This window comes from Ruminococcus sp. FMBCY1, from assembly GCF_023921805.1.
In the GTDB taxonomy this organism is placed as follows: domain Bacteria; phylum Bacillota; class Clostridia; order Oscillospirales; family Acutalibacteraceae; genus Ruminococcoides; species Ruminococcoides intestinale_A.
This window is the reverse complement of the sequence record NZ_CP074197.1, coordinates 2,326,247-2,349,941: the sequence shown is the minus strand read 5'-3', so window position 1 is coordinate 2,349,941 and position 23,695 is coordinate 2,326,247. Positions and strand designations below refer to the sequence as shown.

The window sequence follows — 23,695 nt, the reverse complement described above, 5'->3', positions numbered from 1 at the left end:
TTCCAACGAAGATTTATATATTAAAAAACGCCTCACATTCCTATTGTCATTCCGTTATCCTCATCAGGAGTTTCATCTTCAACTTCTGATTCGGATTGGTTTTCTGCTTCGATTTCTTCCTGCGTAAGCTTTCTGAATGAATCCTCACCAGGAACTACACCAAGTGAACGACCATTGTCCCACTCAGGGAATATCGTTCCCATTGAATCAACAAATTTTACTGTTCCTCTTGTGCCTGCCGGAACAGGTGCGTAAGGGTCCTTCATATTGATAAGCTCAATTCTTGTTCCCGGCGGATACAATTTCTTTGTGCTTTCAGCTATTCTGCGCTGTCTTTCGTATTCGTTCAAGTTATCTTCTCCAATTTATTTAGTTTTGATTTAAGTAATAGCTTTAGTAGGACTTCTTATTTTTATTGTCACAAAATCAACCTCCATCCTTTTTCTGTTTGTATTGACATTTTTGTTGTCAGAGAAATGTGAGATTTCATTTTCATCACAATCATCATTTCACCTGTCAAAATTAGGTTTCTGCCGCATCTCTCTTTCAAACTTCCTGAGTTCAGGTGTGTCGGTAAAATACATTTAAAATCATTCCTTTCGATTTTTTGTAAATAAAAAAAGGCAACCGTTCTAATCAAAAAATTAAAAACGATTGCCAAATAAAAAAAGAGCCAATTACTATATCTCTAAAATAAGAAATATAATGATTGACTCATATATTTGATAATATTAAATTAAGCAGATTAGCGAAAGTAATCAGTTTTCTTTACCTTTAACTAAATTTTGTAGCTTTTCAACAGCTTCATCTTTAGTTTCAGAATCCTTTACTATTTGGATAATTGAGTTCATAAGAACATCAAATTGTATGTCTGTCATATTTTCGAACTCCATATCTTTTCCTTTCCGATAAATCAATTATCACTTCTACCGGAAATAAATTTTGTATATAAGTAATTAAGGCTCATAGAAAAACTATGAGCCTCTTTTGGCTCCCCCAACTGGGCTCGAACCAGTGACATCATGATTAACAGTCATGCGCTCTACCGACTGAGCTATGGAGGAATATACAATTTTCTTTGATTTTACTCAAAGGTTTTTGTCAAGACTGCACAAAGAGCAATCTTTTTTGTTATTTAAGTCCCCGGTAGTGGACTTAAACGACATATTTAGTTTTTCCTCTGTCTAAGTAATAGTTTCGGGTACATTTCTGTACACTCGCACTACCGACTGAGCTATGGAGGAATATAGTGCAAAACACCTGATTAGGTGTTTCGCCTGTGTTGGCATCTCCCTATCTTTCCGGGCCGTCACCAGCCAAGTATTTTCGGCACCACTGAGCTTAACTTCTGTGTTCGGTATGGGAACAGGTGGACCCTCAGCGTCATCAACACCAACTATTCTCTTGTATTTATTCTTCCCTTATTTGAGAAGTATATACCATCTTCATGGTGACTCGTGCGGGAATCGAACCCGCGTTGCCGGCGTGAGAGGCCGGAGTCTTAACCGCTTGACCAACGAGCCATCTGTTTGTAACAAAGGCTAATGGTCATCTTTTCATTAGCCCCTGTTACCTTTTTGGTGCACCATCAGGGGCTCGAACCCGGGACACCCTGATTAAGAGTCAGGTGCTCTACCAACTGAGCTAATGGTGCATTTCACAGTCGCTTAGACAGCGCCCTGAAAACTGAATAAAGATTAAGCAAAGTGAGAAGCAATATTGTAAATACTTTAATAAGCTGACCAAAAGACTCTTGTGGTCAAGCCCTCGACCTATTAGTACTGCCAAGCTAAATGCCTCACGACACTTACACACGCAGCCTATCAACCTCGTAGTCCTCAAGGGGTCTTACTTGCTTATGCAATGGGATATCTAATCTTGGAGTCGGCTTCACGCTTAGATGCTTTCAGCGTTTATCCGTTCCGTACGTAGCTGCCCAGCCGTGCCATTGGCATGACAACTGGTGCACCAGAGGTACGTCCATCCCGGTCCTCTCGTACTAAGGACAGAGCTCCTCAAATATCCTGCGCCCACGACAGATAGGGACCGAACTGTCTCGCGACGTTCTGAACCCAGCTCGCGTACCACTTTAATCGGCGAACAGCCGAACCCTTGGGACCGAATACAGCCCCAGGATGTGATGAGCCGACATCGAGGTGCCAAACCTCCCCGTCGATGTGGACTCTTGGGGGAGATCAGCCTGTTATCCCCAGGGTAGCTTTTATCCGTTGAGCGACGGCATTTCCATTCACATACCGCCGGATCACTAACTCCAACTTTCGTTACTGCTCGGACCGTCATCCTCGCAGTTAGGCTGGCTTTTGCGTTTACACTCAGAGGCACGGTTTCCGTCCGTGCTGAGCCAACCTTTGAGCGCCTCCGTTACCTTTTCGGAGGCGACCGCCCCAGTCAAACTGCCCACCTGACAATGTCCCCCGACCGGATTCACGGTCGCAGGTTAGAATTCCAGAAACCTAAGGGCGGTATCCCAACAATGACTCCGTATAAGCTGACGCTCATACTTCCCAGTCTCCCGCCTATCCTGTACATAGATTTCCGAAACCCAATATCAGGCTACAGTAAAGCTCCATGGGGTCTTTCCGTCTTGCCGCAGGTAACCGGCATCTTCACCGGTACTACAATTTCGCCGGGTGGGTAGTTGAGACAGTGCCCAGATCGTTACACCATTCGTGCGGGTCGGAACTTACCCGACAAGGAATTTCGCTACCTTAGGACCGTTATAGTTACGGCCGCCGTTTACCGGGGCTTCAATTCGGAGCTTGCACTCCTCCTCTTAACCTTCCGGCACCGGGCAGGTGTCAGCCCCTATACTTCATCTTTCGATTTGGCAGAGACCTGTGTTTTTGCTAAACAGTCGCCTGGGCCTATTCTCTGCGGCTCTTTCGAGCACTCCTTATTCCGAAGTTACGGAGTCAATTTGCCGAGTTCCTTAACTACCCTTCTCCCGCTGGCCTTAGAATTCTCTTCCTGTCCACCTGTGTCGGTTTGCGGTACGGGCGTCTACTTCTATTCACAAAGCTTTTCTCGCCATACGCCACATTTACTTCCCTACTCTTATTTCAGTCCCTTGCGCCCGGGTCAACCATCGCCCGGGTTAAACGCTTTGTATGTGTCCCTTTGTTTAAATTGTAGACGGTAACGGAATATCAACCGTTTGTGCATCGGCTACGCCTTTCGGCCTGACCTTAGCTCCCGACTTACTTGGAGCGGACGAACCTTCCTCCAAAAACCTTAGACTTTCGGCCATTAAGATTCTCACTTAATTCTCGCTACTTATTCCGGCATTCTCACTTCTGTACAGTCCACCGCCGCTTTCGCTACGACTTCACTCCGTACAGAACGCTCTCCTACCATACCTTGCGGTATCCTAAGCTTCGGTGTATAGTTTAGCCCCGTTAAATTTTCGGCGCAGAATCACTCGACCAGTGAGCTATTACGCACTCTTTTAATGAGTGGCTGCTTCTAAGCCAACATCCTGGTTGTCTATGCAATTCCACATCCTTTTCCACTTAACTATACTTTGGGACCTTAGCTGTAGGTCTGGGCTGTTTCCCTTTTGACAATGAAACTTATCTCCCACTGTCTGACTCCTGGAAAACGATTATCTGGCATTCTTAGTTTGATAAGGTTCAGTAACCTCTCGGCCCCTAGCCAATTCAGTGCTTTACCTCCAGTAATCTGTTCCAAGGCTAGCCCTAAAGCTATTTCGGAGAGAACCAGCTATCTCCGGGTTCGATTGGAATTTCTCCGCTACCCACACCTCATCCGCTACCATTTCAACGGGAGTCGGTTCGGCCCTCCATGAAGTTTTACCTGCACTTCAGCCTGGACATGGGTAGGTCACCCGGTTTCGGGTCGAATACAACTGACTTCATGCGCCCTTTTCAGACTCGCTCTCGCTACGGCTTCACACCTTAAGTGCTTAACCTTGCCAGTTACATTCACTCGCCGGACCATTCTACAAAAGGTACCCGATCGTTCGTTGATGAACTTTCGGTGCTTGTAAACACAAGGTTTCAGGTTCTCTTTCACTCCCCTTCCGGGGTGCTTTTCACCTTTCCTTCACAGTACTTCTTCTCTATCGGTCACCGAGTAGTATTTAGGCTTGGAGGATGGTCCCCCCATATTCCCACCGGGTTTCACGTGTCCGGCGGTACTCTGGATACAGTCTGATGTCTTAACTTTTCGCCTACAGGATTTTCACCTTCTTTGATTGCCCTTCCCATGACATTCGGCTAAATCTCGACAATTCATTTTACTGTCCGAACCCCTAACATATTACTACATTAGGTTTGGCCTCTTCCGCATTCGCTCGCCACTACTTACGGAATCTCAGTTGATTTCTCTTCCTCGCCCTACTTAGATGTTTCAGTTCAGGCGGTTCCCCTCATATACCTATGTATTCAGTATATGATGATTAGACTTTCCTCTAATCGGATTGCTCCATTCGGAAATCTACGGATATAACGCTCACTTACAGCTCCCCGTAGCTTATCGCAGTTAGTCACGTCCTTCTTCGGCTCTCGGTGCCAAGGCATTCCCCTTGTGCTCTTTGTAGCTTGACCATTTGAGATATCTTTTGGTTCTTCTTTGTAATGTAAATTACTCTTTTTTCGCAGTTTAATAAGCCATTAGTTTATAACTAATCTTTTATTACCCTTTAAGCTAATTGTAGTATTTATTACCTTCGTTTAACGCTTTCTCTTATTTGAGTTTGTCAAGTTTCATTCTCTTCGCTATTCTTTAAATAACTCCCACTCGTCTAATCTGTTGCAATCACTAAAGTGATTTTACAGCTTAGTCCTCATCAGTCGTTATTTAAAGGCTTCGAGATTCAACTCTTCTTGTTAAAACCTGTCAATAATTACTTTTCTCGCTTTATCTGCTATACTTTATTCAGTTTTCAAGGTACTTTCTTTGAGTACTTTCGTACTCTTGGTGGGCTTAAGTGGACTCGAACCACCGACCTCACGCTTATCAGGCGTGCGCTCTAACCGGCTGAGCTATAAGCCCATATTTCCGGCTTTTCGGTTATTCCCTCAAGCCTTTGGTGGAGATAAGCGGGATCGAACCGCTGACCCCCTGCTTGCAAAGCAGGTGCTCTCCCAGCTGAGCTATACCCCCGTATATCTCGGGCAGGACCCTGAAAATTAAACAACGATTCAATAAATTACTTCCGTAACTGACCTTGGATGTTATATCAGCTTATTTCATCCGATAAATTCTCCATAGAAAGGAGGTGATCCAGCCGCACCTTCCGATACGGCTACCTTGTTACGACTTCACCCCAGTCGCCAATCCTACCTTCGGCAGCGTCCTCCTTGCGGTTAGACTACTGACTTCGGGTATTACCGGCTCCCATGGTGTGACGGGCGGTGTGTACAAGGCCCGGGAACGTATTCACCGCAGCATGCTGATCTGCGATTACTAGCAATTCCATCTTCATACAGGCGGGTTGCAGCCTGCAATCTGAACTGAGAACATTTTTAGGGGTTTGCTCCACATCACTGTATTGCTTCCCTCTGTTAATGTCCATTGTAGTACGTGTGTAGCCCAGGTCATAAGGGGCATGATGATTTGACGTCGTCCCCACCTTCCTCCGTTTTGTCAACGGCAGTCCTATTAGAGTGCTCTTGCGTAGCAACTAATAGCAAGGGTTGCGCTCGTTGCGGGACTTAACCCAACATCTCACGACACGAGCTGACGACAACCATGCACCACCTGTCTCTACTTTCCCCGAAGGGCACCTAACATATCTCTATCTCGTTAGTAGGATGTCAAGACCTGGTAAGGTTCTTCGCGTTGCTTCGAATTAAACCACATACTCCACTGCTTGTGCGGGCCCCCGTCAATTCCTTTGAGTTTCAACCTTGCGGCCGTACTCCCCAGGTGGATTACTTATTGTGTTAACTCCGGCACGGAAGGGGTCAGACCCCCCACACCTAGTAATCATCGTTTACAGCGTGGACTACCAGGGTATCTAATCCTGTTTGCTACCCACGCTTTCGTGCCTCAGCGTCAGTTAAAGCCCAGCAGGCCGCCTTCGCCACTGGTGTTCCTCCCCATCTCTACGCATTTCACCGCTACACGGGGAATTCCGCCTGCCTCTACTTCACTCAAGCTCTGCAGTTTCAAATGCAGGCTATGGGTTGAGCCCATAGATTTCACATCTGACTTGCAAAGCCGCCTACGCACCCTTTACACCCAGTAAATCCGGACAACGCTTGCTCCCTACGTATTACCGCGGCTGCTGGCACGTAGTTAGCCGGAGCTTATTCATTAAGTACCGTCACTTTCTTCGTCCTTAATAAAAGAAGTTTACAATCCGAAGACCTTCATCCTTCACGCGGCGTTGCTGCGTCAGGGTTTCCCCCATTGCGCAATATCCCCCACTGCTGCCTCCCGTAGGAGTCTGGGCCGTGTCTCAGTCCCAATGTGGCCGTTCAACCTCTCAGTCCGGCTACCGATCGCGGTCTTGGTGAGCCGTTACCTCACCAACTAACTAATCGGACGCGAGTCCATCTCTAAGCGATAAATCTTTGATATATCTACCATGCGATAAATATATATTATGCGGTATTAGCATTCTTTTCAGAATGTTATTCCCCTCTTAGAGGCAGGTTACTCACGCGTTACTCACCCGTCCGCCACTAAACTTAATCAAATTCATTCCGAAGAAATCCTTTAAAGAAGTTCCGTTCGACTTGCATGTGTTAGGCACGCCGCCAGCGTTCGTCCTGAGCCAGGATCAAACTCTCTAAAATTTGTATATTAAGCTTTCGCTTACTATCAATTTCAGAGCTTTAATCGCTCATTCCGAATACTAACGTATCCGTAATTCCTGATGCTTTGTTGTGTGCATCTCACTGTAAATCTTTGAGTATCCTCAAAGTATTACGGGTTCCTTTATCTTTCTCGTTGTTTAATTTTCAAGGTCCTACGCACTTTTTGGAAAGTTTTTTGTCGGTTCTTACCGAACCTCTCTCAACAGTGCGTGAATTATTATATCACATTCATTTTCGCTTGTCAACACTTTTTTCAAAGTTTTTAAAAAGTTTTTTGAAATCTCTTTCATTACTTTTAAAAGCTTTTTTCTGTGCTTTCAAACTTTTCTGTTGTTTGTGCTTTCCTCAAGCGACTTCGTTATTATATCACTCCTTTTTACAAATTGCAACCCTTTTTTTCAATTTTTTTCAAAAAATTTTAAATAATTTTTACTTTATCCTTATAAACTCAATATATAGTGTTTACATATATGGAATATACTATTTTTAGTCTGAAATAATACTCTCTTACATATATATCTAATAAAATCAAGTATCACGATTATTAAATTGAAAACTGATTTAATTTCAAAAATTGCTTTTATCTTTAATAGTATATATGTAATCTTAAGATAAAGTCTTATATTGATAAATAACTGTATTACAGGCAATTACTTATTTCAACTGTATAGTTTATATATCAGACAGACTTCGTACAAACTCAATATATTTCTTATATGCTATATGGTAATAGTGCACAAAGCAACTCAAATCAATTTATATTGATTACACAAATTTTGTAAAAATTGTATAATTCATTTGATTTTTTAAAAATTTATGATATTATATATATGTATAGAGTAAGTAATACAAGTTACTTTTCCATACATTTCTTTGCACCGGAGGTTATGATATGAGCTGCAATAACATTATTACAATTACAAGACAGTACGGTTCAGGCGGTCACAACATAGGAAAGGCTCTTTCAGAACGCCTTGGCATTCCATTCTATGATAAGGAGCTTATATCTTTAGCAGCCAAAGAGAGCGGAATTAGTCCTGAAGTATTTGAAAATGTTGATGAGAAGGCTACAAACAGCCTTTTGTACTCTCTTTCATTAGGACTTTATAATTACGGTAACGGTTTTTCATCTATGGGTGATTTACCTGTTAATGACAAGCTCTACATTTTACAGCACAAGATTATCAAGCAGCTTGCCAATGAAGGTCCATGCGTATTCGTTGGCAGATGTGCGGATTATGTTTTGAAGGATCACCAAAACCTCGCTAAGATTTATATCTATGCTGACATTGATGTAAGAACTAAGAGAGCAGTCGAAAGACAAAGTATTGATCCCGCTCGTGCAAAGCAGGCAGTATTAAAAGCAGACAAAAACAGAGCAAACTACTACAGTTTCTATTCAGGAAAAAAGTGGGGCTTGGCAGATAACTATGATTTGTGCATTAACAGTACAGCTCTTTCTACCGAGCAGGCAGTTGACATTATTTGTGAATACTTAAATATTATTAACAAGTAATCCTGTATAATTCCTGCACTTCCTGAATATAATGGTATTGTTTACTATAATATAGGAGGTGTTTTTATGAGAATTATTGTAATGGATATTGATGATTTTATCTTTGGCAATGAAGAATGGCATCAGAGCGAAAGATAACCGTACTTTGTAAAATTGTAAATCGTGAATACGAATAAGATAAAAGTGATGGCTGAAATCAACCATCACTTTTTTGTTTGCCCCTGAAACGATACGAGGGCGTGCTATAATTATATCTATGATAAAAACGGAGATTTTATTCCCCGTTGCTGATAAATGAAAGCGGGTCTGCAAATTGTCTGTCTATCTTAACGGCAACATGAATATGATTTTTGTCGTGTACTTCACAAGGAACTGCACCTATTACACCGATTTTCTGTCCGTTTTCTACCGAATCGCCTTCTTTTACGGTTATTCCGTTTAATCCGCTGTAAATAACTACGGCATTATCGGTTGCAATCTCTACCGTTTTTCCGTACAGTTTATCCTCGTCAACCTTTATTACCGCACCGCCTGTCATTGCGGTTACTTCATCGCCTATCTCACCCGCAAAATCCACTCCGAGATGCGATTTCCATACATTAAGACTTTTATAATACACTGTTTTCTCGCTGTATTCTCTTATAATGTTTTTCTGATTCAGCGGATAACTTAGAGTTAAATCGGTTGAAAGCATAGTTTGTAAGGCATTTCTTGTTGTGTCCTGCTCGGTAGGTTCGGTGTAAGGGGGAATTGTAACCGATATTGTAGGAACAGTTATTTCATTTGCAACTTTAGGAAATGTAGTTTCCTCTGCAATCTCCGTTATACCTGTCACCTGATTATTTACCTCCACTGCCGTGGTGGTGGGTTGCTCCGTAGGTTCTTTTGCTCCCGATATAGTATTATATGTTGAATACACTGCCATAGTTACGGCTATTAAGCAGATAGAAAGCGCAGTATAGAATCCTGCCTTTTCATATCTGCTCTTTTTCTTTCTGCTGTTATTTTCGCTCATAAATAGCACCTCCGTTGTTATTATTGGCTCTGCTGTAATAAATATACAATTATATAAAAATATTTTATTGTATAAATCTGCTACAACATTGAATATACTTGATTTTTTTGCTGAAATTTGGTACTATTAAAGAGTATTTGTGTTTAATAACAAAATAGAGGAGGAAAATATGAGTACAGCAAATATAATAGTTTTATGCTCCTTTGCGGCATATATGGTCATTATGATAATTATTGGCTTTGTATCGTCTAAGGGCACAAAAAACAACGAGGACTATTTCCTCGGCGGACGAAATCTTGGCGGCTGGACCGCTGCACTCTCTGCACAGGCTTCCGATATGAGCGGTTGGCTGCTTATGGGACTTCCGGGTTCGGTTTACCTTGCGGGAACAGGTGAGGTATGGATAGCAGTCGGACTTTTGATCGGCACTATACTCAACTGGTACATTGTTTCGGCACGATTAAGAAAATATACAATCGTTGCAGGAAACTCACTTACAATTCCGAGCTTTTTCCAGAACCGTTACCGTGACGATAAGGGCGTAATAAAAATGGTATCTGCCATTATTATTGCAATATTCTTCACAGTATATACAGCCTCGGCATTCAGTTCGGGCGCAAAGCTTTTCGCTACACTTTTCGGCAACTCTGAAAACTACAACACTGTATATACAATCGGTCTTATAGTTGCTGTAATTGTAATTCTTGTTTATACATTTCTCGGCGGATTTAAGGCTGTTTGCTACACTGACTTTGTACAGGGACTTTTAATGCTTGTTGCCATTATGGCGGTTCCGATAATCGCTTATGTAGCTCTTACATATAACAACAGTTTCTCACAGTCACTTATCGACAGCGGTGTAACAAACCCGGATAATTACCTTAACTTCTTAAAAAATGATGACGGTTCAAATGTTTCTGCCGTTTCTATTATTTCTAACCTTGCATGGGGACTCGGTTACTTTGGTATGCCACACATTCTTATAAGATTTATGGCGGTAAAAAGTGACTCTGAAATCAAAAAATCAAGAAAAATTGCTATCGTATGGGTTATCATTTCGCTTGCCGCATCTTGCCTTATCGGACTTGTTGCAAGAGGTTACCTTATCGAAAACCTTGACGCTACAGCAAGCGAAACAGTATTCATCAGACTTATTCAGCAGATCTTCTCCGATAACGGAATAATGATATTCATCGGCGGTATATTCCTTTGCGGTATTCTTGCCGCTATTATGTCAACAGCCGACAGCCAGCTCCTTGTTACAGCATCTGCCGTGTCAGAGGATATTTACAAAGGCGTTAAGAAAAGCGCTACAGAGAAAAGTGCTCTTAACATCGGTAAGGTTGCGGTAGTTGTTGTTGCAATTATCGGCTTTGTAATTGCCATTAATCCTAACTCAAGTATTATGGGACTTGTTTCTGACGCATGGGCAGGTTTTGGCTCTGCTTTCGGTCCGGTTGTACTTCTTGCGTTATTCTGGAAACGCTCAACACTTGCAGGTGCAATCAGCGGTATGGCAACAGGCGCACTTACAGTTATTGTATGGGACTATTTACCGCTCGTAAACGGTGTAACTCTTTACAAAGCAACAAATCTTTATTCTCTTGTTTTAGGTTTTGCGCTTGCGCTTATCGTAAATATTATAGTTTCTCTTATAGTAAAGAAACCTTCAAAAGAAATTCAGGACGAGTTTGATTCAATCAAAAGCATTGAAATCTAAGATACAAAAACAGGTTGTCGCAATTAAGCGGCAACCTGTTTTTTGTTGATATTCAGTTGTTAAAGAATTTTATTACAAATTCACTGCCTTTATTAAGTTCAGACGATACACTTATGTATCCGCCTTGCTTTTCAATAATTGTCTTTGCAAGTGAAAGTCCTATACCCACACTGTCATCACTTGAATTTTTGCCCTTATAAAATCGTTCAAATATATGAGGCAAATCTTCTTTTGTAATACCGCTGCCGTTATCCTTTATGCTGATTTTTGTATAAAGTTTATTTTGGTCAGCGGTTATTTTTATGTTTCCGTTGTGCGAGTGTTCAATACAGTTTTTAATTATGTTCGTAACAGCCTCGCAAAGCCATTTTCTGTCGCAATTAAGAATTATGTCATTGCAGTCGGTTTCAAGTCTTACACCCAAAATTTCAGCCATTACAGCGGTATTTTTAATACATTCATCAACAATGCTTTTCACCTCAACCTGCTCATATCTGAATTTAACCGCCTCTGCGTCAAGTTTTGATAACTTAAGAAGACTTTGCACCAAAAAAGAAATAGTATTCGTGTTGTGCTTAATATCATTTAAAAATTCACGCCTTATTTCAAGCGGCATATCGTCATCGTCAAGAATATTATCAACCATTACAATTATTGATGTAAGCGGAGTTTTAAGCTGATGTGAAATATCGGAAAGCGATTTTTGTAAATTCTCTTTGTCTTTATTAGAATTTTCTGCCTGCTCTCTGAATTTTACGGCAGTTCGGTAAATTTGATTGTCAAGCAGTGAGAGTTCATCTTCACTGTTTCGGTCAATCTGTAATGAATAATCACCCAGATTTATACGCTCAATCCGCTTTGCAATATCCATAGTCTGTTTCTTTTGAATTTTTAAATACCCTAAAAACAGAACCGCAAAAGCAAGTCCAAATGCTATACAAACAGATACCGAAAGAATCACATATTTGTATGAGCCTTGATTGTTGTATGAAACCCAATCCTTTTCGGGGTGAATTCCGTACTTATTTAAAAATTCCGAATTATCCGTATATTCGGTTTTATTATTAAGTATTTCGGCTACTTCTTTTTCGCTGACATCAGGGTATTTTTCAAGCAGTATATTTACAAGCTGATTTATGGTATCGTTACTTGTTTTTCTTATATTCTCAAGACCGATAAAAGTAAAAACAGCTGATATTACACAAAATACAATTGTTATCGCAAGACCCGCACATACAAACTTTTGAGCATTTTTCATTCGCTGACCTCCGCAACCTGATACCCCATTCCCTTTACCGTTTTTATTATATCCGCATCAAGTTTTTTGCGTATTCTCTTGATATATACGGTAAGCGTATTGTCGTTTACAAAGTTTCCGGATACATCCCATATTTTTTCAAATATCAGTTCCCGTGTTACCACTTTACCTGCATTTTGCATTAACAGCGACAATAATTTATATTCAAGTGCGGTAAGTTCAAGCTGTTTTCCGTTTTCAAACACCGCCGATTTATCCAAATCAAGCGTAACGCCCGATACTGTAATTATGTTCTTTTTACTGTTTTTATTCGCCACTCGCTTTATGCGTGCAATAAGTTCTCTTGTAGAAAAAGGCTTTGTTATGTAATCGTCCGCACCAAGTTCAAGTCCGTTTACTACACTGTCTTCATCATCAACAGCGGTAAGAAAAATTACAGGCAAATCGGAATATCTGCGAATTTTTTTAAACAAATCAAAGCCGTTTCCGTCGGGAAGCATTATATCAAGCACTGCTACATCATAATTAAAAGGTGCTTTTCGTACAGCCTCGTCTAAACTAAGACAGTATTCACAACTGTAGCCGTTCTGTGCAAATGCATACTCAAGTCCTTTTATTATGCTTTTGTTATCCTCAACAAGCAGTATCTTCATACTAACACTTCCCTTCTTTTGTGATTATATCACCCTGTAAGCCGATATGTCAAATATTATCGTTGCGTATGGTTTCAATTATATTCTGTTTATTCACTTTGCTGATAGAAATTTTCATAATAAGCCATACAACAAAGAATACGAACACTATGCTTATGAGTACAGCCATAGTCGGGAATGAATAGTCAAGCATAATGGTATTTCCCGTAGCCTTAAATATAGCATAACCTCCGAGCAATCCGAGCGGAACACCGATAAGCAAGGATTTTAAACCGTAGAACAAACTTTCAAGTCTTATCATTCTGTTAAATTCTTTCTTTGTCATACCGATAGACTTGAGCATCGCAAATTCCTTACTGCGCAAACGCATATTGGTATTGATTGTGTTAAATACATTTGTTATACCGATAAGTGAAATTACAATAATAAAACCGTAAGCAAAGATTGCAATAATAAGCACAATGGCATTCATCTGTTCTTTTTGCTCGTTAATATTAAAAACATCAAGATTTTCTATATCAAGATTATTTATATATTCTACCGTATTTACAGGGTCAGCCGAATCAATAACAATGACTCCTGTTGTATGGTCATTATCCTCGGCAAACAGCTTTTTAAAATAATCCTCACTTACAAGCACACTTCCCTCATTTAGGGTACTCATAATACTTGAAACTATAGACCCCGGCACTTCCTTATTAATTGTATCATATATAACAAGGTCAACAGACTTATAATCATCCGGATTATATACAAAATCAGGATCTGTTTTCTGAATTTCTTTAATATCATCCTCAGTATATGACGGGGTTCCGTTAGGATACAACTTTACAACAGTGTTCATAGGCAAGTCAAATTCCTTACCCTTGATAAGAATATTATCCGAATTGTAGTATTTAAAATCATTCGTAATAAGTGCTTTATCCTTGACATCATCATAATTATATCCAAGTGCGGTTACATACTCCTTAAAGCTCTTATTATCCACACCAAACACATACGCTAAATCGCCGCCCGATAACTCTGCCGCTTTGGCATCCTCCGTATAATAATCGGTAAGCCCCACTATATTGCCATAATAATTTTCACAGGCTTTTATGCTTGAATTTATATCCGTATCAGCAATGATTCTTTTGTAAACATTTTCGTATTCATCATATGACAGCTTATCGTTTGCAAGTACAGTAATATTGTAAGAAATATCCTTAAAGTGATCACCTGCAATTTTTAATCCGTACTCAATAAAGGTGGAAATTGAAATAAACATTGCAACTGTTATAATAATAGAAATTACAGTAGTGCGGTACTTCTTTTTACTGCGTTTAAGGTTTTTATAGGCAATTTCTCCGCCCACACCAAACAGCTTTTTAATAAATTTCGGTGATTTATAGCTTTTCTTTTTATTAATCTTAATGTCGTTGTTGCCTCTGATTGCGGTAATCGGAGCAATTCTTGAGGCTCTGAAAGCCGATGAAAGCGTAGAAAACAGAATAATAACCGCTGACATTACAGCAGAAATAACCGCTACCCACCATGGAACAGCATAAACAAATGAGATTCCGTTCAGCATATTTTCGAGCAATGCGTTCAAAATTACCACAAGCAGCGCAATTACACCTACGCCAAGCAAAATGCCTGCCGGAATACCGATTATGCCAAGCACAAAGCCCTCAAAAAGCACATTATGCCTTATCTGCTTTGATGTAGCACCGATTGAAGCAAGCATACCGTACAACTTTGTTTTTTCGGTAATTGAAATTGCAAAGCTGTTGCGGATAACAAAAATACTTGAAATTGCAATAATTACAATAATTATTACAGCTAATGATAAAAGCATTCTCATATACTCGTCACTTAGCGCAAAGCCTTTGTATCTCAGCAAATCTTTGTTTATACTCGCCTCATAAAAATCGCCGTTTTCAAGATAAACTTCAAAATCATTTTTTAAACTCTCAAAATCGTCACCCGTTAAATTTAAAATCTCACCGCTCGTTGTAATATAATCTTTTTCACCGTCTGATGTAAAACTTATAAACAAATCATTTATATCGGCATTTTCTTCAGCTAAAGTGAAAGCGGAACTGCTCGCAGAATTGCTGTCTGCCGCAAAATATGATGAAGAAACCTTATTAAACACACCTACAACAGTGTAAGTCTTTTTATGAGTATCGACAAGTTTTTCCAAACCATTTTCGTCAATAAAATATTCGGTATCGTTTAACGGTATTTCCGCACCCGATACATAAACTCTTTTGCCCAAGTCAAGTGTAATTGTATCGCCTATTTTAAATTCCGCTCTGCTGTTCTCAATTACACTCTGCGAAAGCACAAGTTCGTTTCCGTTTTGCGGAAGTCTGCCCTCTTTAAGTGTAACATTAAAGCAGTCTGTAAATGATTTTTCGTTAAATGCAACCACATTTATGTACGGCTTTGTGTCAAATTTCGCCTGCGGCAGATATGCGCAACCGAGATTTTGTTTTATATAAATGTCCTTTACATTTCTGTTTGCCTGCGCATTGTCAATAATTTTTTTGTTTGCTCCTTTTACAAATAAATCATAATTACCCGTAATATTAATTTGTAAGTTTACCATTGTCTGTTGTGCGCTTGCCGCCATACCGGCAACAACCATAATCAAAGCGCACGAAAGCATAATACCGATAATCGTAACAATCGTACGGCTTTTATTCAACTTTAAATTTTTAACAGTAAGTTTATTCAGTATCTTCAAGCCTTACGCCTCCCTTAAAATTTTGCCGTCCTGAATTGTAATAATTCTGTCGGCTTCCTTTGCAATTTCAAGATTGTGCGTAATCATAATTATTGTCTGATTAAAGTCACGGTTAGACATTTTCAAAATACTCATAATTTCTTCTGTGGATTTTGAATCAAGGTTACCTGTCGGCTCGTCAGCAAGCAGAATAGCCGGATTATTTATTAAAGCTCTTGCAATCGAGGTTCTCTGTTGCTGACCGCCCGAAAGCTCGTTTGGCAGATGATTTCTTCTTTCAAAAAGTCCGAAAGACTTTAAAATCAAATCCATTCTCTCTTTGTCGGGTCTGTTACCGTCAAGGTCACACGGAAGAGAGATATTTTCTTCCACCGTAAGAATCGGAATAAGATTATAGAACTGATAAACAATGCCAATCTGTCTGCGTCTGAAAATAGCAAGTTTATCATTATTCATATTATTTATTTCGTTTCCGTCTATATAAATTTTGCCGCTTGTCGGTCTGTCAACACCGCCGAGCAAATGCAAAAGCGTTGATTTTCCGCTGCCGCTTGCGCCTACTATAGCAACAAATTCGCCCTTATTTACAGACAAAGAAATATTGTCAACCGCATTTACAATATTATCTCCCTCTCCGTAGGTTTTTACAAGATTTTCAACTTTGAGTATTTCCATAATAATTCCTCCAAATTTATTTTACAGGTTTATTATAAATACTCATAATGACGCTAAAGTGACTGCTAAATAATTTTTTTGTTTTTGCAAAGCAATTTGCATATGCAGCTTATAGGTATGCACAAAAGCGTCCACAACATACTGTAAAACGGGCAAACCTGTCCTTTAAAATTCAGCGTACAATTGCTGTAATCCCAGACATTAAGTTTAAATTTTACATTTACTATAAATCCGCATATTCCCTCCATAAGTGTGATAACGGCACCGCCTATAAGGCATTTGCTGCGTAAACACAGTTTTGGGAATTTTTTATATATTCTGAAAATTGTAAGAAAACAACTGCCGCCCGTAACCGCCATTGTCCAATGAGTTTTTCTGCGCCACAGTATTTCAAGCAAAGCATAAGCAACTCCGCCGATTGAAAACAGTATACAATCACATTTTAATCTCTTTAACAAAAAAATCACCGTTTTTATTATGTCCAAAAACGGTGATTTAAATTCTGATTATTAAATTTCCAATTCATTAACTATATTTTTCAGTTCATCAAGCGAATATAAGCAATTGATTGCCGACAGCATAGCATTGGCAGTAAGGTAAGACGGCATATCTAAGTGCTTTAACAAGGCTTTTCTTAATTTCTCGGAGTTTTCCCTGCCGGAAAGACCGAGCCTGTATAAGTCGGCTTTTGTTACCTCTTCTCTGTCTGCCTGTTCATCTTCACCGATTATTGTAGCTCCGCTTTTGCGAATTGCCTTGATAATCACATCATCGCTCACTCCCTCAACACCAAGAAAGCCCTCTTTTGAACCGTGCGCCTTACGCTTTTCCTTGCCGTTTATCTGCGGTATGTAGCAATGTTTTATCTTACTTTTGTCAACCGTACCACGCAAAAAATTTCTTATAACAAAGCCTGCGGAATCGCTGTCAGTAAATACAAGTATTCCCCTCGTCTGTGCTATTTTGCGGATAAGCGTTTGCTTTTCTTTATCCGAAAACACACGGAAACCGTTTGTTTCGATAATCGTTGTGTCTACAAGATTTTTCAATTTTATTTTGTCATATCTGCCCTCAACTATTATTGCCTCTTTTATTTTAAGCAATTAAACTCTTCCCCTCTCAGCGGTCAGCAAAAGCTGTGCAATCAGTTTTTCAAAGAACACTCTGTCATTTACCGAAACACTTTTAAATTCGGTTTCCGCCTGCAAAAGCAAACTAAGCGATTTTCTTAAAGCCTGCGTAGAAACTCGCTTTGTTGCCCTTCTTGCATTATCAAGTACAAACGCTCTGTTTTTATAATTAAACTTACTCGCAACCTCCGTTTTTTGTACGCCGCTTTCATCAGCAACTCTGATTCTGTATGCGTCTATAAAAGCCTGCGATAAAATAAAAAGCATATCCGCCGTCTTTTCCTGCTGATAAAATAAGGTGTCAAGCGTATTAAAGGCTTTTTGTGCATTGCCGTTAAGCACAGCGTCCGAAAGCGCAAAAATCTTTGATTCAAGTGTAACCGTCGCAAGTTTTTCTATGTCTTCGTCAGAGATTTCTTCTCCCTTTGCATATGCGGAAATTTTATCTATCTCATTTTTCAGCATATTAAGGTCACGACCGCAAAGCGAAATAAGTTGTGTGGCATTTACCTGTGAAATGAATTTTCCGTTTGCATTCGCCCATTTTGCAATAAACTTAACAAGCTCGTTTTGAGTAAGAGTATTGAACTCGCAAACGATTCCGTTTTTATCGGCATATTTTTTTAATGCAGGCAAAACGGTTTTATTTTTAACAGGTTTTACAGACGGCAAAGAAACTATAAATACGCAACCGTCAGGCACTGCCTTGTATATATCTGCAAACCTTGCGTTATCATTTGCATTAAATTCATCGAAAGCCGCATCGCTTACGAGAACACAGTTAAATTCACTCATAAACGGAACTATTTGTACAGAGGCGGCAAGCTCGTCAAAATTAATGCTGTCACCAAATGAATGAAAATTAAACTCTGACGGTGTCTTACCTGCTACAGCCGTAACAAGCTTATCGGTATATTTTTTTACATACATTTGCTCTTCGCCGTAAATCAAATACACCTTTGCAAAATTTCTTTCTTTTATATGCTTGTCCATCTGTTTATCTGTTAGTACAGCCATATTTCCTCCGTCAATCAATAACAATCTGCAGATTTTTGTCCCGTACAAAAATCATATCTTCGCAATCTTTTGCGTTTGCATCGTCGGTATTCGTAATAATTCTTTTACCGCAAATATCTTGCAAATTATCTCCGTCTTTATCGGTAATTATGTAATCTGCTTTTCTGTGTTTTTCCAAAATATCTTCTGCCTTGCAATTACCGTCAAGTAACAAAACAGTGGTGCTTTCGGTGCTGATATACTGGTACACACCGCTTTCCGTGCTTACTGCTTCATCTTTGGTTTCCGAATTTAAATTAAGCGTAAAACTTTTATTTACAGTAAAATATTTTACATTACCGTTATCTTCATTCTCACCTTTACTATCATATATCAAAACATCCGATTCGTCAAATTTTGTTTGGAAAATATCGGCATAAAGCAAACTTCCGTCCGAATCCGAAGGCACAATCAAAAAATCAAGCAAAGTCGTATCTTCCATAATATCAGACACGGCATAATATACATTTGTTGCTTCACCGCCGCAACTGACAACCGAGCAATTTTTTCCACGCTTTACCGTAACCGTATTTCCTCCCGTTGCGTAAATATTAATGACGGTTGTATTTACATCAATTACGGAGTAAACCGCAAAACCGAGTGCAAGAACACACAGCGAAATAACAGCGCTCTTAACGGCATAGTTTGCTTTGTTTTTAACAAAATATCCGACAATCACCATAACCGCAATAAGAGCAAGCCAAATGTAAAAATACGGTTTTCGTGCGTTTACCGAAGAAAACGGAATATCCGAAAATGTGCCGACAATAAAAATTACATACTTACTTAACTGCTCACATACAAAGGTAAGCGGATAAGCAATAATACTTACAATTCCAAAGCCGTAAAGAATCACCGCAAGCAACGCACAAGCTACAAGTACGCTTACCGCAGGCGAAAGTATAATGGAAAGCAAGATTGAAAATACCGATACTTTACCAAACATCAACACTGAAATCGGCATTGTCCATACAGCGGCAGAAACGGAAACCGCAAATAAGTTTACTGTAAATTCAACGGGCTTTTTAAGTCTTTTCAATTTTGCAAATTTGCCCATTATATAAACTGAAATTTTTCTTGCCCACAATATTATTCCAAGCGTTGCGGTAAAAGATAAAAGCATACCCACATCGGCAACAGCTGTAGGATTGGGTACGGTGAGAATTAAAGCCGCAATTCCGAGCGAATTGAGCGAATCGCCTTTGCGCATAAACATTTTTCCCGAATACACTACGGCAAGCATTACTCCCGCTCTTACAACAGACGGTGCAAATCCTGTTACCGCCATAAATGAAAATTCGCACATAAGCATTATCATCGAACGCAAAACTCTGTTTTTTATAATTTTCTTGATACACAAAAATACAAAACTGCTGATTATGGCAAGATGCATACCCGACACAACTATCAAAAAACTTACGCCGCAACGGGTAAAATCGTTCTGAATTTCTTGCGATAAAGCGGTTTTTTCTCCCAATAAAACCGCTCTGCACAGTGATGCGCAATCCTGCGACATATTTTGTTCAAAACTGTCCGCAAAATTTTCTCTTATCTTTACAGCTTGATAATACAGAGGCTTGTCATCGGTCTTTTTTACAATATAAGCAAAGTTTTTATTAACAGATGCCTGTAAAAACGCACCGTCAGCAATCATCTGACTTTTAGTACATTCTTTTAATGGCAAAACACAGCTTATTCTGTCAAATTCTTCAACATTTAATTCATTAATTGTTGAAAGACAGATTTTCAGTTTTTCGATTTTTCCGTTTATACTATCGGTTTCAATTAAATATCTGTAAGTATCGTACTGCACCGTGGGTTGCTCAAGTACAGTTGCCGTCACATATATTTCTCTTTCGGAATATTTATCTACAATCGGCTGTTTAACAAATATATTATATCCGCTGAAAATCGTACTTGCAAATGCTGCTGTCAAACAAAAGCCAAGCACCGTATGCCGTAAATTTCTATTTTTAAGTATAAAGAGCACAATAATAGTTCCGGCAAAACACACAGCGGTTAATATTGCCGCTGCTAAATCCGACTCTAAATAAAAAAGCGCCGCTTGCACAGAAAGATAAGTAATACCAATCAATGCAAACGGTCGTTTCATAAAATTCAATCCTTATTTATCAGTTTTATTTAAAAAACAGCGGCAATTCCTCAAGATAAATAATATCTTTTCTGCCTCTTGCGTCACCTTCGGCAAGCACAGCCGCTTTACCTACTATATTTCCGCCGGCCTTAGTAACAAGCTCTTCAATTGCCTCAAGGCTCTGACCTGTTGAAACAACATCATCAACAATCAAAACTCTTTTGCCCTTAATAAAGTTTGCGTCACCCTCGCCAAGATAAAGCTTTTGCTCATTCTCGGTTGTGATTGACTTAACATTTACTTCAATAGGGTTTCTCATATAAACCTTAACGCCTTTACGGGCAACAACATAATTTTTACAGCCCTGTCTTGCCATTTCATAGCAAAGAGGAATACCTTTTGCCTCTGCCGTAACAACAACATCGTGTTCAGGGCAAATCTTTAACAGTTCTTTAGCAGATGCTTCGGTAATTTCAACATCGCCAAACATAATAAAAGCTGCAATATCAAGTTTATCGCTTACAGGAAAAAACTCAAGTTCACGCTCGTGACCTGCAATAGTAATTTTGTATGTACCCATCTTTTCCACCTCTTAAGCCATATTTTCAGCAAGCTTTTTGCCGCCAAGCAAATGGAAGTGCAAGTGCTTTACTGACTGACAGCCATCCTCACCGCAGTTATTAACAATACGATAGCCGTTCTCAAGACCAAGTGATTTTGCAATCTCCGGAATTTTTGAGAATATGTAACCGACTATCTCACAGTTATCGGCAGTAATTTCATCAGCACAGCAGATATGCTGTTTCGGAACAATAAGAGTGTGAACAGGTGCTTGTGGATTTAAGTCCTTGAATGCAAGGATTTTATCATCCTCATAAACCTTTGTAGACGGAATAGAACCGTCAACTATTTTACAAAAAATACAGTCAGACATAATATTCGACCTTTCAATAAAATTATCCGTCATTATTTTACAACTTTTGCAAAAGTCCGTCAAGCGTTTGTCTTTTTCTTTGCGGTAATTTTCTTTTCTTCGCCACGCATAAGTCTTTTGATGTTATCCTTATGCTTAACAATAACAAATATACCGATAATCAATGCCGCAACCGTTGACAAGATAACATAGCCTAAAGAATATCCGTTCGGATAATCAAACAAGAATGTTGCAAGGAATGTAAATGGGCCGTAAAGTACAGCCGCTGTTATGCTCGAAAGCGAAATGATTTTTGAACAAGCAAAAACAATAAGGAAAGCTGCGATAACCGCAATAAATACTCTCCAATCCTCGCTTGCTATAAGAGCGGCAGCGGTTACAACACCTTTACCGCCTTTAAAGTGGAAATAAACAGGATACGAATGTCCGAGTATTGCAAAAATACCGGCTATATACTTGCCGCAGTTGCCAAATTCATTTGAAAGAATCTGACTGTCTGCAGGAATAGTCGAGAAAATCAACCAGCCGATAATAACCGCAACCACACACTTAAGTGCGTCACATACGATTGTAAAAATTGCAGGCACTTTTCCTACGGAACGCAGAACATTTGTAAATCCTGCATTACCGCTGCCCATTTCACGAATGTCTTTCTTACCGCCCGTTACAATCTTTGTAACTATAACGGCTGTATTCACACTGCCTAAAAGATAAGCTATAACGGCAGTAATTATAATTCTCCAACAATTATACGCTAAAAACGATAAATAAAAATTCATTACTTTTCGCCACGCTCCCTGATAATAATTCTGATTGGTGTGCCCTCAAGTCCGAATGCCTCTCTGATTCTGTTTTCAAGATAGCGCTGATAAGAAAAGTGGAATAATTGAGCGTTATTACAGAAGAAAATAAATGTCGGCGGCTTAACCGATGCCTGGGTAACATAAAAAATCTTTAATCTCTTGCCTTTATCCGACGGCGGCTGAACTCTTGTTGTAGCCTGTGCAAGCAATTCATTGAGCATACCTGTTGTAATTCTTCTTGCAGACTGCTCCGCACAGCTTACAATAAATTCAAACAACCTGTCAATACGCTGACCTGTCTTTGCAGAAATAAATACCTTAGGAGCATAAGACATAAATGCAAAGTCTGTATCAAGTTTTTTCCTGAACTCCTGCATTGTCTTGTCGTTTTTCTCAATTGCATCCCATTTATTTACAGCAAGAATACAAGCCTTGCCTGCCTCGTGAGCAAGTCCTGCTACCTTTGTATCCTGCTCGGTAACGCCTGCCTCTGCGTCAATCATAATAACGCATACATCACTGCGTTCAATAGCCATCTTTGCTCTGATAATACTGTACTTTTCAATATCATCATAAATTTTATTCTGACGACGAAGTCCTGCTGTATCGGTAAAGTTAAATTTACCGTACTTATTTTCAATCATTGTGTCAATGGTATCTCTTGTAGTACCCGCAATGTCAGAAACTATGCAGCGCTCCTCGTTTGTAATTTTATTAATGAGCGATGATTTACCTGCATTTGGCTTGCCTATAACAGCCACATTAATTACTGTGCCGTCATCCTCGCTGTCCTCTGTAAAATCAAGGTGTTCAAACACATTGTCAAGCAAATCGCCCGTGCCGTGTCCGTGAACAGATGAAACCTGAATAGGATCTCCGAGTCCGAGATTATAGAATTCATAAAATTCAGGAGTCGGTTCGCCGATTCCGTCACATTTATTTACACAAAGCACAATCGGCTTGTTTGATTTCATAAGCATCTGCGCAATATCCATATCTGTGGCAACCATACCTGTTTTGCCGTCCGTAACAAGAATAATTACATTTGCGGTATCAATGGCAAGTTGTGCCTGTCTGCGCATCTGCGACAAAATAATATCGTCGGATTTCGGTTCAATACCGCCTGTGTCAATTATAAACGCTTTTTTGCCGAGCCATTCAACCTCGCCGTAAATACGGTCACGGGTAACACCCGGTGTATCATCGACTATTGAAAGTCTTTGACCGATAAGTTTATTAAAAAGTGTAGATTTACCGACATTCGGTCTGCCTACAATCGCAATTACAGGTTTATTCATTCTTC

16 protein-coding genes, 5 tRNA genes and 3 rRNA genes are annotated in these 23,695 nt (G+C 39.7%); 2 read left to right on the top strand and 22 right to left on the bottom strand.

Annotated features, from left to right (window positions below; translation table 11 throughout):
• Nucleotides 1-32: 32 nt before the first annotated feature.
• From KGF34_RS11565 to KGF34_RS11525, 9 genes are all read right to left on the bottom strand, one after another.
• Nucleotides 33-350, bottom strand: a complete 318-nt coding sequence (locus KGF34_RS11565) for a DUF4314 domain-containing protein (protein ID WP_252559223.1) — start codon at nucleotides 348-350, stop codon at nucleotides 33-35.
• Nucleotides 351-988: 638 nt separating this feature from the next.
• Nucleotides 989-1,064: transfer RNA gene (locus tag KGF34_RS11560), tRNA-Asn, on the bottom strand.
• Between the two features lie 216 nt (nucleotides 1,065-1,280).
• Nucleotides 1,281-1,397 (bottom strand): 5S ribosomal RNA (rrf, locus tag KGF34_RS11555).
• Nucleotides 1,398-1,448: 51 nt separating this feature from the next.
• Nucleotides 1,449-1,523: transfer RNA gene (locus tag KGF34_RS11550), tRNA-Glu, on the bottom strand.
• 55 nt (nucleotides 1,524-1,578) lie between these two features.
• Nucleotides 1,579-1,654, bottom strand: a tRNA-Lys gene (locus tag KGF34_RS11545).
• A 101-nt stretch (nucleotides 1,655-1,755) separates the two neighbouring features.
• Nucleotides 1,756-4,586 (bottom strand): 23S ribosomal RNA (locus tag KGF34_RS11540).
• Nucleotides 4,587-4,957: 371 nt separating this feature from the next.
• A tRNA-Ile gene (locus KGF34_RS11535) sits at nucleotides 4,958-5,034 on the bottom strand.
• 35 nt (nucleotides 5,035-5,069) lie between these two features.
• Nucleotides 5,070-5,145: transfer RNA gene (locus KGF34_RS11530), tRNA-Ala, on the bottom strand.
• A gap of 108 nt (nucleotides 5,146-5,253) precedes the next feature.
• Nucleotides 5,254-6,785, bottom strand: a 16S ribosomal RNA gene (locus KGF34_RS11525).
• Together the 16S, 23S and 5S rRNA genes with 5 tRNA genes alongside form the textbook arrangement of a ribosomal RNA operon.
• Nucleotides 6,786-7,698: 913 nt before the next feature.
• Between KGF34_RS11525 and KGF34_RS11520 the strand changes: the two genes are divergently transcribed.
• Nucleotides 7,699-8,322, top strand: coding sequence for a cytidylate kinase-like family protein (locus KGF34_RS11520; protein ID WP_022234862.1), 624 nt, complete (start codon nucleotides 7,699-7,701; stop codon nucleotides 8,320-8,322).
• 274 nt (nucleotides 8,323-8,596) lie between these two features.
• Here the strand turns inward: KGF34_RS11520 and KGF34_RS11515 are convergent, their stop codons facing one another.
• A complete protein-coding gene (locus KGF34_RS11515; protein WP_022234861.1) occupies nucleotides 8,597-9,337 on the bottom strand; it encodes a M23 family metallopeptidase in 741 nt (246 codons plus the stop codon).
• A 169-nt stretch (nucleotides 9,338-9,506) separates the two neighbouring features.
• On the opposite strand from KGF34_RS11515, the gene putP reads away from it, so the two are divergent.
• On the top strand, nucleotides 9,507-11,057 hold the full coding sequence (gene putP, locus KGF34_RS11510; RefSeq protein WP_252559220.1) for a sodium/proline symporter PutP: 1,551 nt from the start codon (nucleotides 9,507-9,509) through the stop codon (nucleotides 11,055-11,057).
• 52 nt (nucleotides 11,058-11,109) lie between these two features.
• On the opposite strand, the gene KGF34_RS11505 is transcribed toward putP, so the two are convergent.
• The 12 genes from KGF34_RS11505 to der all read right to left on the bottom strand — a co-directional run bounded on the left by KGF34_RS11505 (nucleotide 11,110) and on the right by der (nucleotide 23,690).
• The gene (locus KGF34_RS11505; protein ID WP_252559217.1) at nucleotides 11,110-12,315 is read right to left on the bottom strand and encodes a HAMP domain-containing sensor histidine kinase; all 1,206 of its coding nucleotides are present in this window, start codon (nucleotides 12,313-12,315) and stop codon (nucleotides 11,110-11,112) included.
• Complete coding sequence (locus KGF34_RS11500; RefSeq protein ID WP_022234858.1) at nucleotides 12,312-12,968, bottom strand: response regulator transcription factor; 657 nt, start codon at nucleotides 12,966-12,968, stop codon at nucleotides 12,312-12,314. Before KGF34_RS11500 ends, KGF34_RS11505 begins: the two co-directional genes overlap by 4 nt.
• Before the next feature lie 49 nt (nucleotides 12,969-13,017).
• Nucleotides 13,018-15,699: an FtsX-like permease family protein gene (locus tag KGF34_RS11495; RefSeq protein WP_252559215.1), complete on the bottom strand. Its 2,682-nt coding sequence runs from the start codon at nucleotides 15,697-15,699 to the stop codon at nucleotides 13,018-13,020.
• Nucleotides 15,700-15,702: 3 nt separating this feature from the next.
• Nucleotides 15,703-16,374, bottom strand: coding sequence for an ABC transporter ATP-binding protein (locus KGF34_RS11490; RefSeq protein ID WP_186935937.1), 672 nt, complete (start codon nucleotides 16,372-16,374; stop codon nucleotides 15,703-15,705).
• 65 nt (nucleotides 16,375-16,439) lie between these two features.
• The gene (locus KGF34_RS11485; protein WP_252559213.1) at nucleotides 16,440-16,832 is read right to left on the bottom strand and encodes a putative ABC transporter permease; all 393 of its coding nucleotides are present in this window, start codon (nucleotides 16,830-16,832) and stop codon (nucleotides 16,440-16,442) included.
• A 51-nt stretch (nucleotides 16,833-16,883) separates the two neighbouring features.
• On the bottom strand, nucleotides 16,884-17,477 hold the full coding sequence (locus KGF34_RS11480; protein ID WP_252559211.1) for a DUF4093 domain-containing protein: 594 nt from the start codon (nucleotides 17,475-17,477) through the stop codon (nucleotides 16,884-16,886).
• The gene (holA, locus tag KGF34_RS11475; protein WP_186935931.1) at nucleotides 17,478-18,521 is read right to left on the bottom strand and encodes a DNA polymerase III subunit delta; all 1,044 of its coding nucleotides are present in this window, start codon (nucleotides 18,519-18,521) and stop codon (nucleotides 17,478-17,480) included.
• Between the two features lie 10 nt (nucleotides 18,522-18,531).
• Nucleotides 18,532-20,673 carry a ComEC/Rec2 family competence protein gene (locus KGF34_RS11470; protein ID WP_252559208.1) on the bottom strand — a complete coding sequence of 714 codons (2,142 nt, stop codon included), beginning with the start codon at nucleotides 20,671-20,673 and terminating at the stop codon, nucleotides 18,532-18,534.
• A gap of 25 nt (nucleotides 20,674-20,698) precedes the next feature.
• Nucleotides 20,699-21,235 carry a phosphoribosyltransferase family protein gene (locus KGF34_RS11465; RefSeq protein ID WP_249375903.1) on the bottom strand — a complete coding sequence of 179 codons (537 nt, stop codon included), beginning with the start codon at nucleotides 21,233-21,235 and terminating at the stop codon, nucleotides 20,699-20,701.
• A gap of 12 nt (nucleotides 21,236-21,247) precedes the next feature.
• The gene (locus tag KGF34_RS11460; protein ID WP_195411367.1) at nucleotides 21,248-21,589 is read right to left on the bottom strand and encodes a histidine triad nucleotide-binding protein; all 342 of its coding nucleotides are present in this window, start codon (nucleotides 21,587-21,589) and stop codon (nucleotides 21,248-21,250) included.
• A gap of 59 nt (nucleotides 21,590-21,648) precedes the next feature.
• The gene (plsY, locus tag KGF34_RS11455) at nucleotides 21,649-22,368 is read right to left on the bottom strand and encodes a glycerol-3-phosphate 1-O-acyltransferase PlsY (RefSeq protein WP_195411368.1); all 720 of its coding nucleotides are present in this window, start codon (nucleotides 22,366-22,368) and stop codon (nucleotides 21,649-21,651) included.
• Nucleotides 22,368-23,690 (bottom strand): ribosome biogenesis GTPase Der, encoded by a 1,323-nt coding sequence (der, locus tag KGF34_RS11450; RefSeq protein ID WP_178586178.1) that lies wholly within the window; start codon nucleotides 23,688-23,690, stop codon nucleotides 22,368-22,370. The genes plsY and der overlap by 1 nt, the downstream gene beginning before the upstream one ends.
• Nucleotides 23,691-23,695 lie beyond the last annotated feature (5 nt).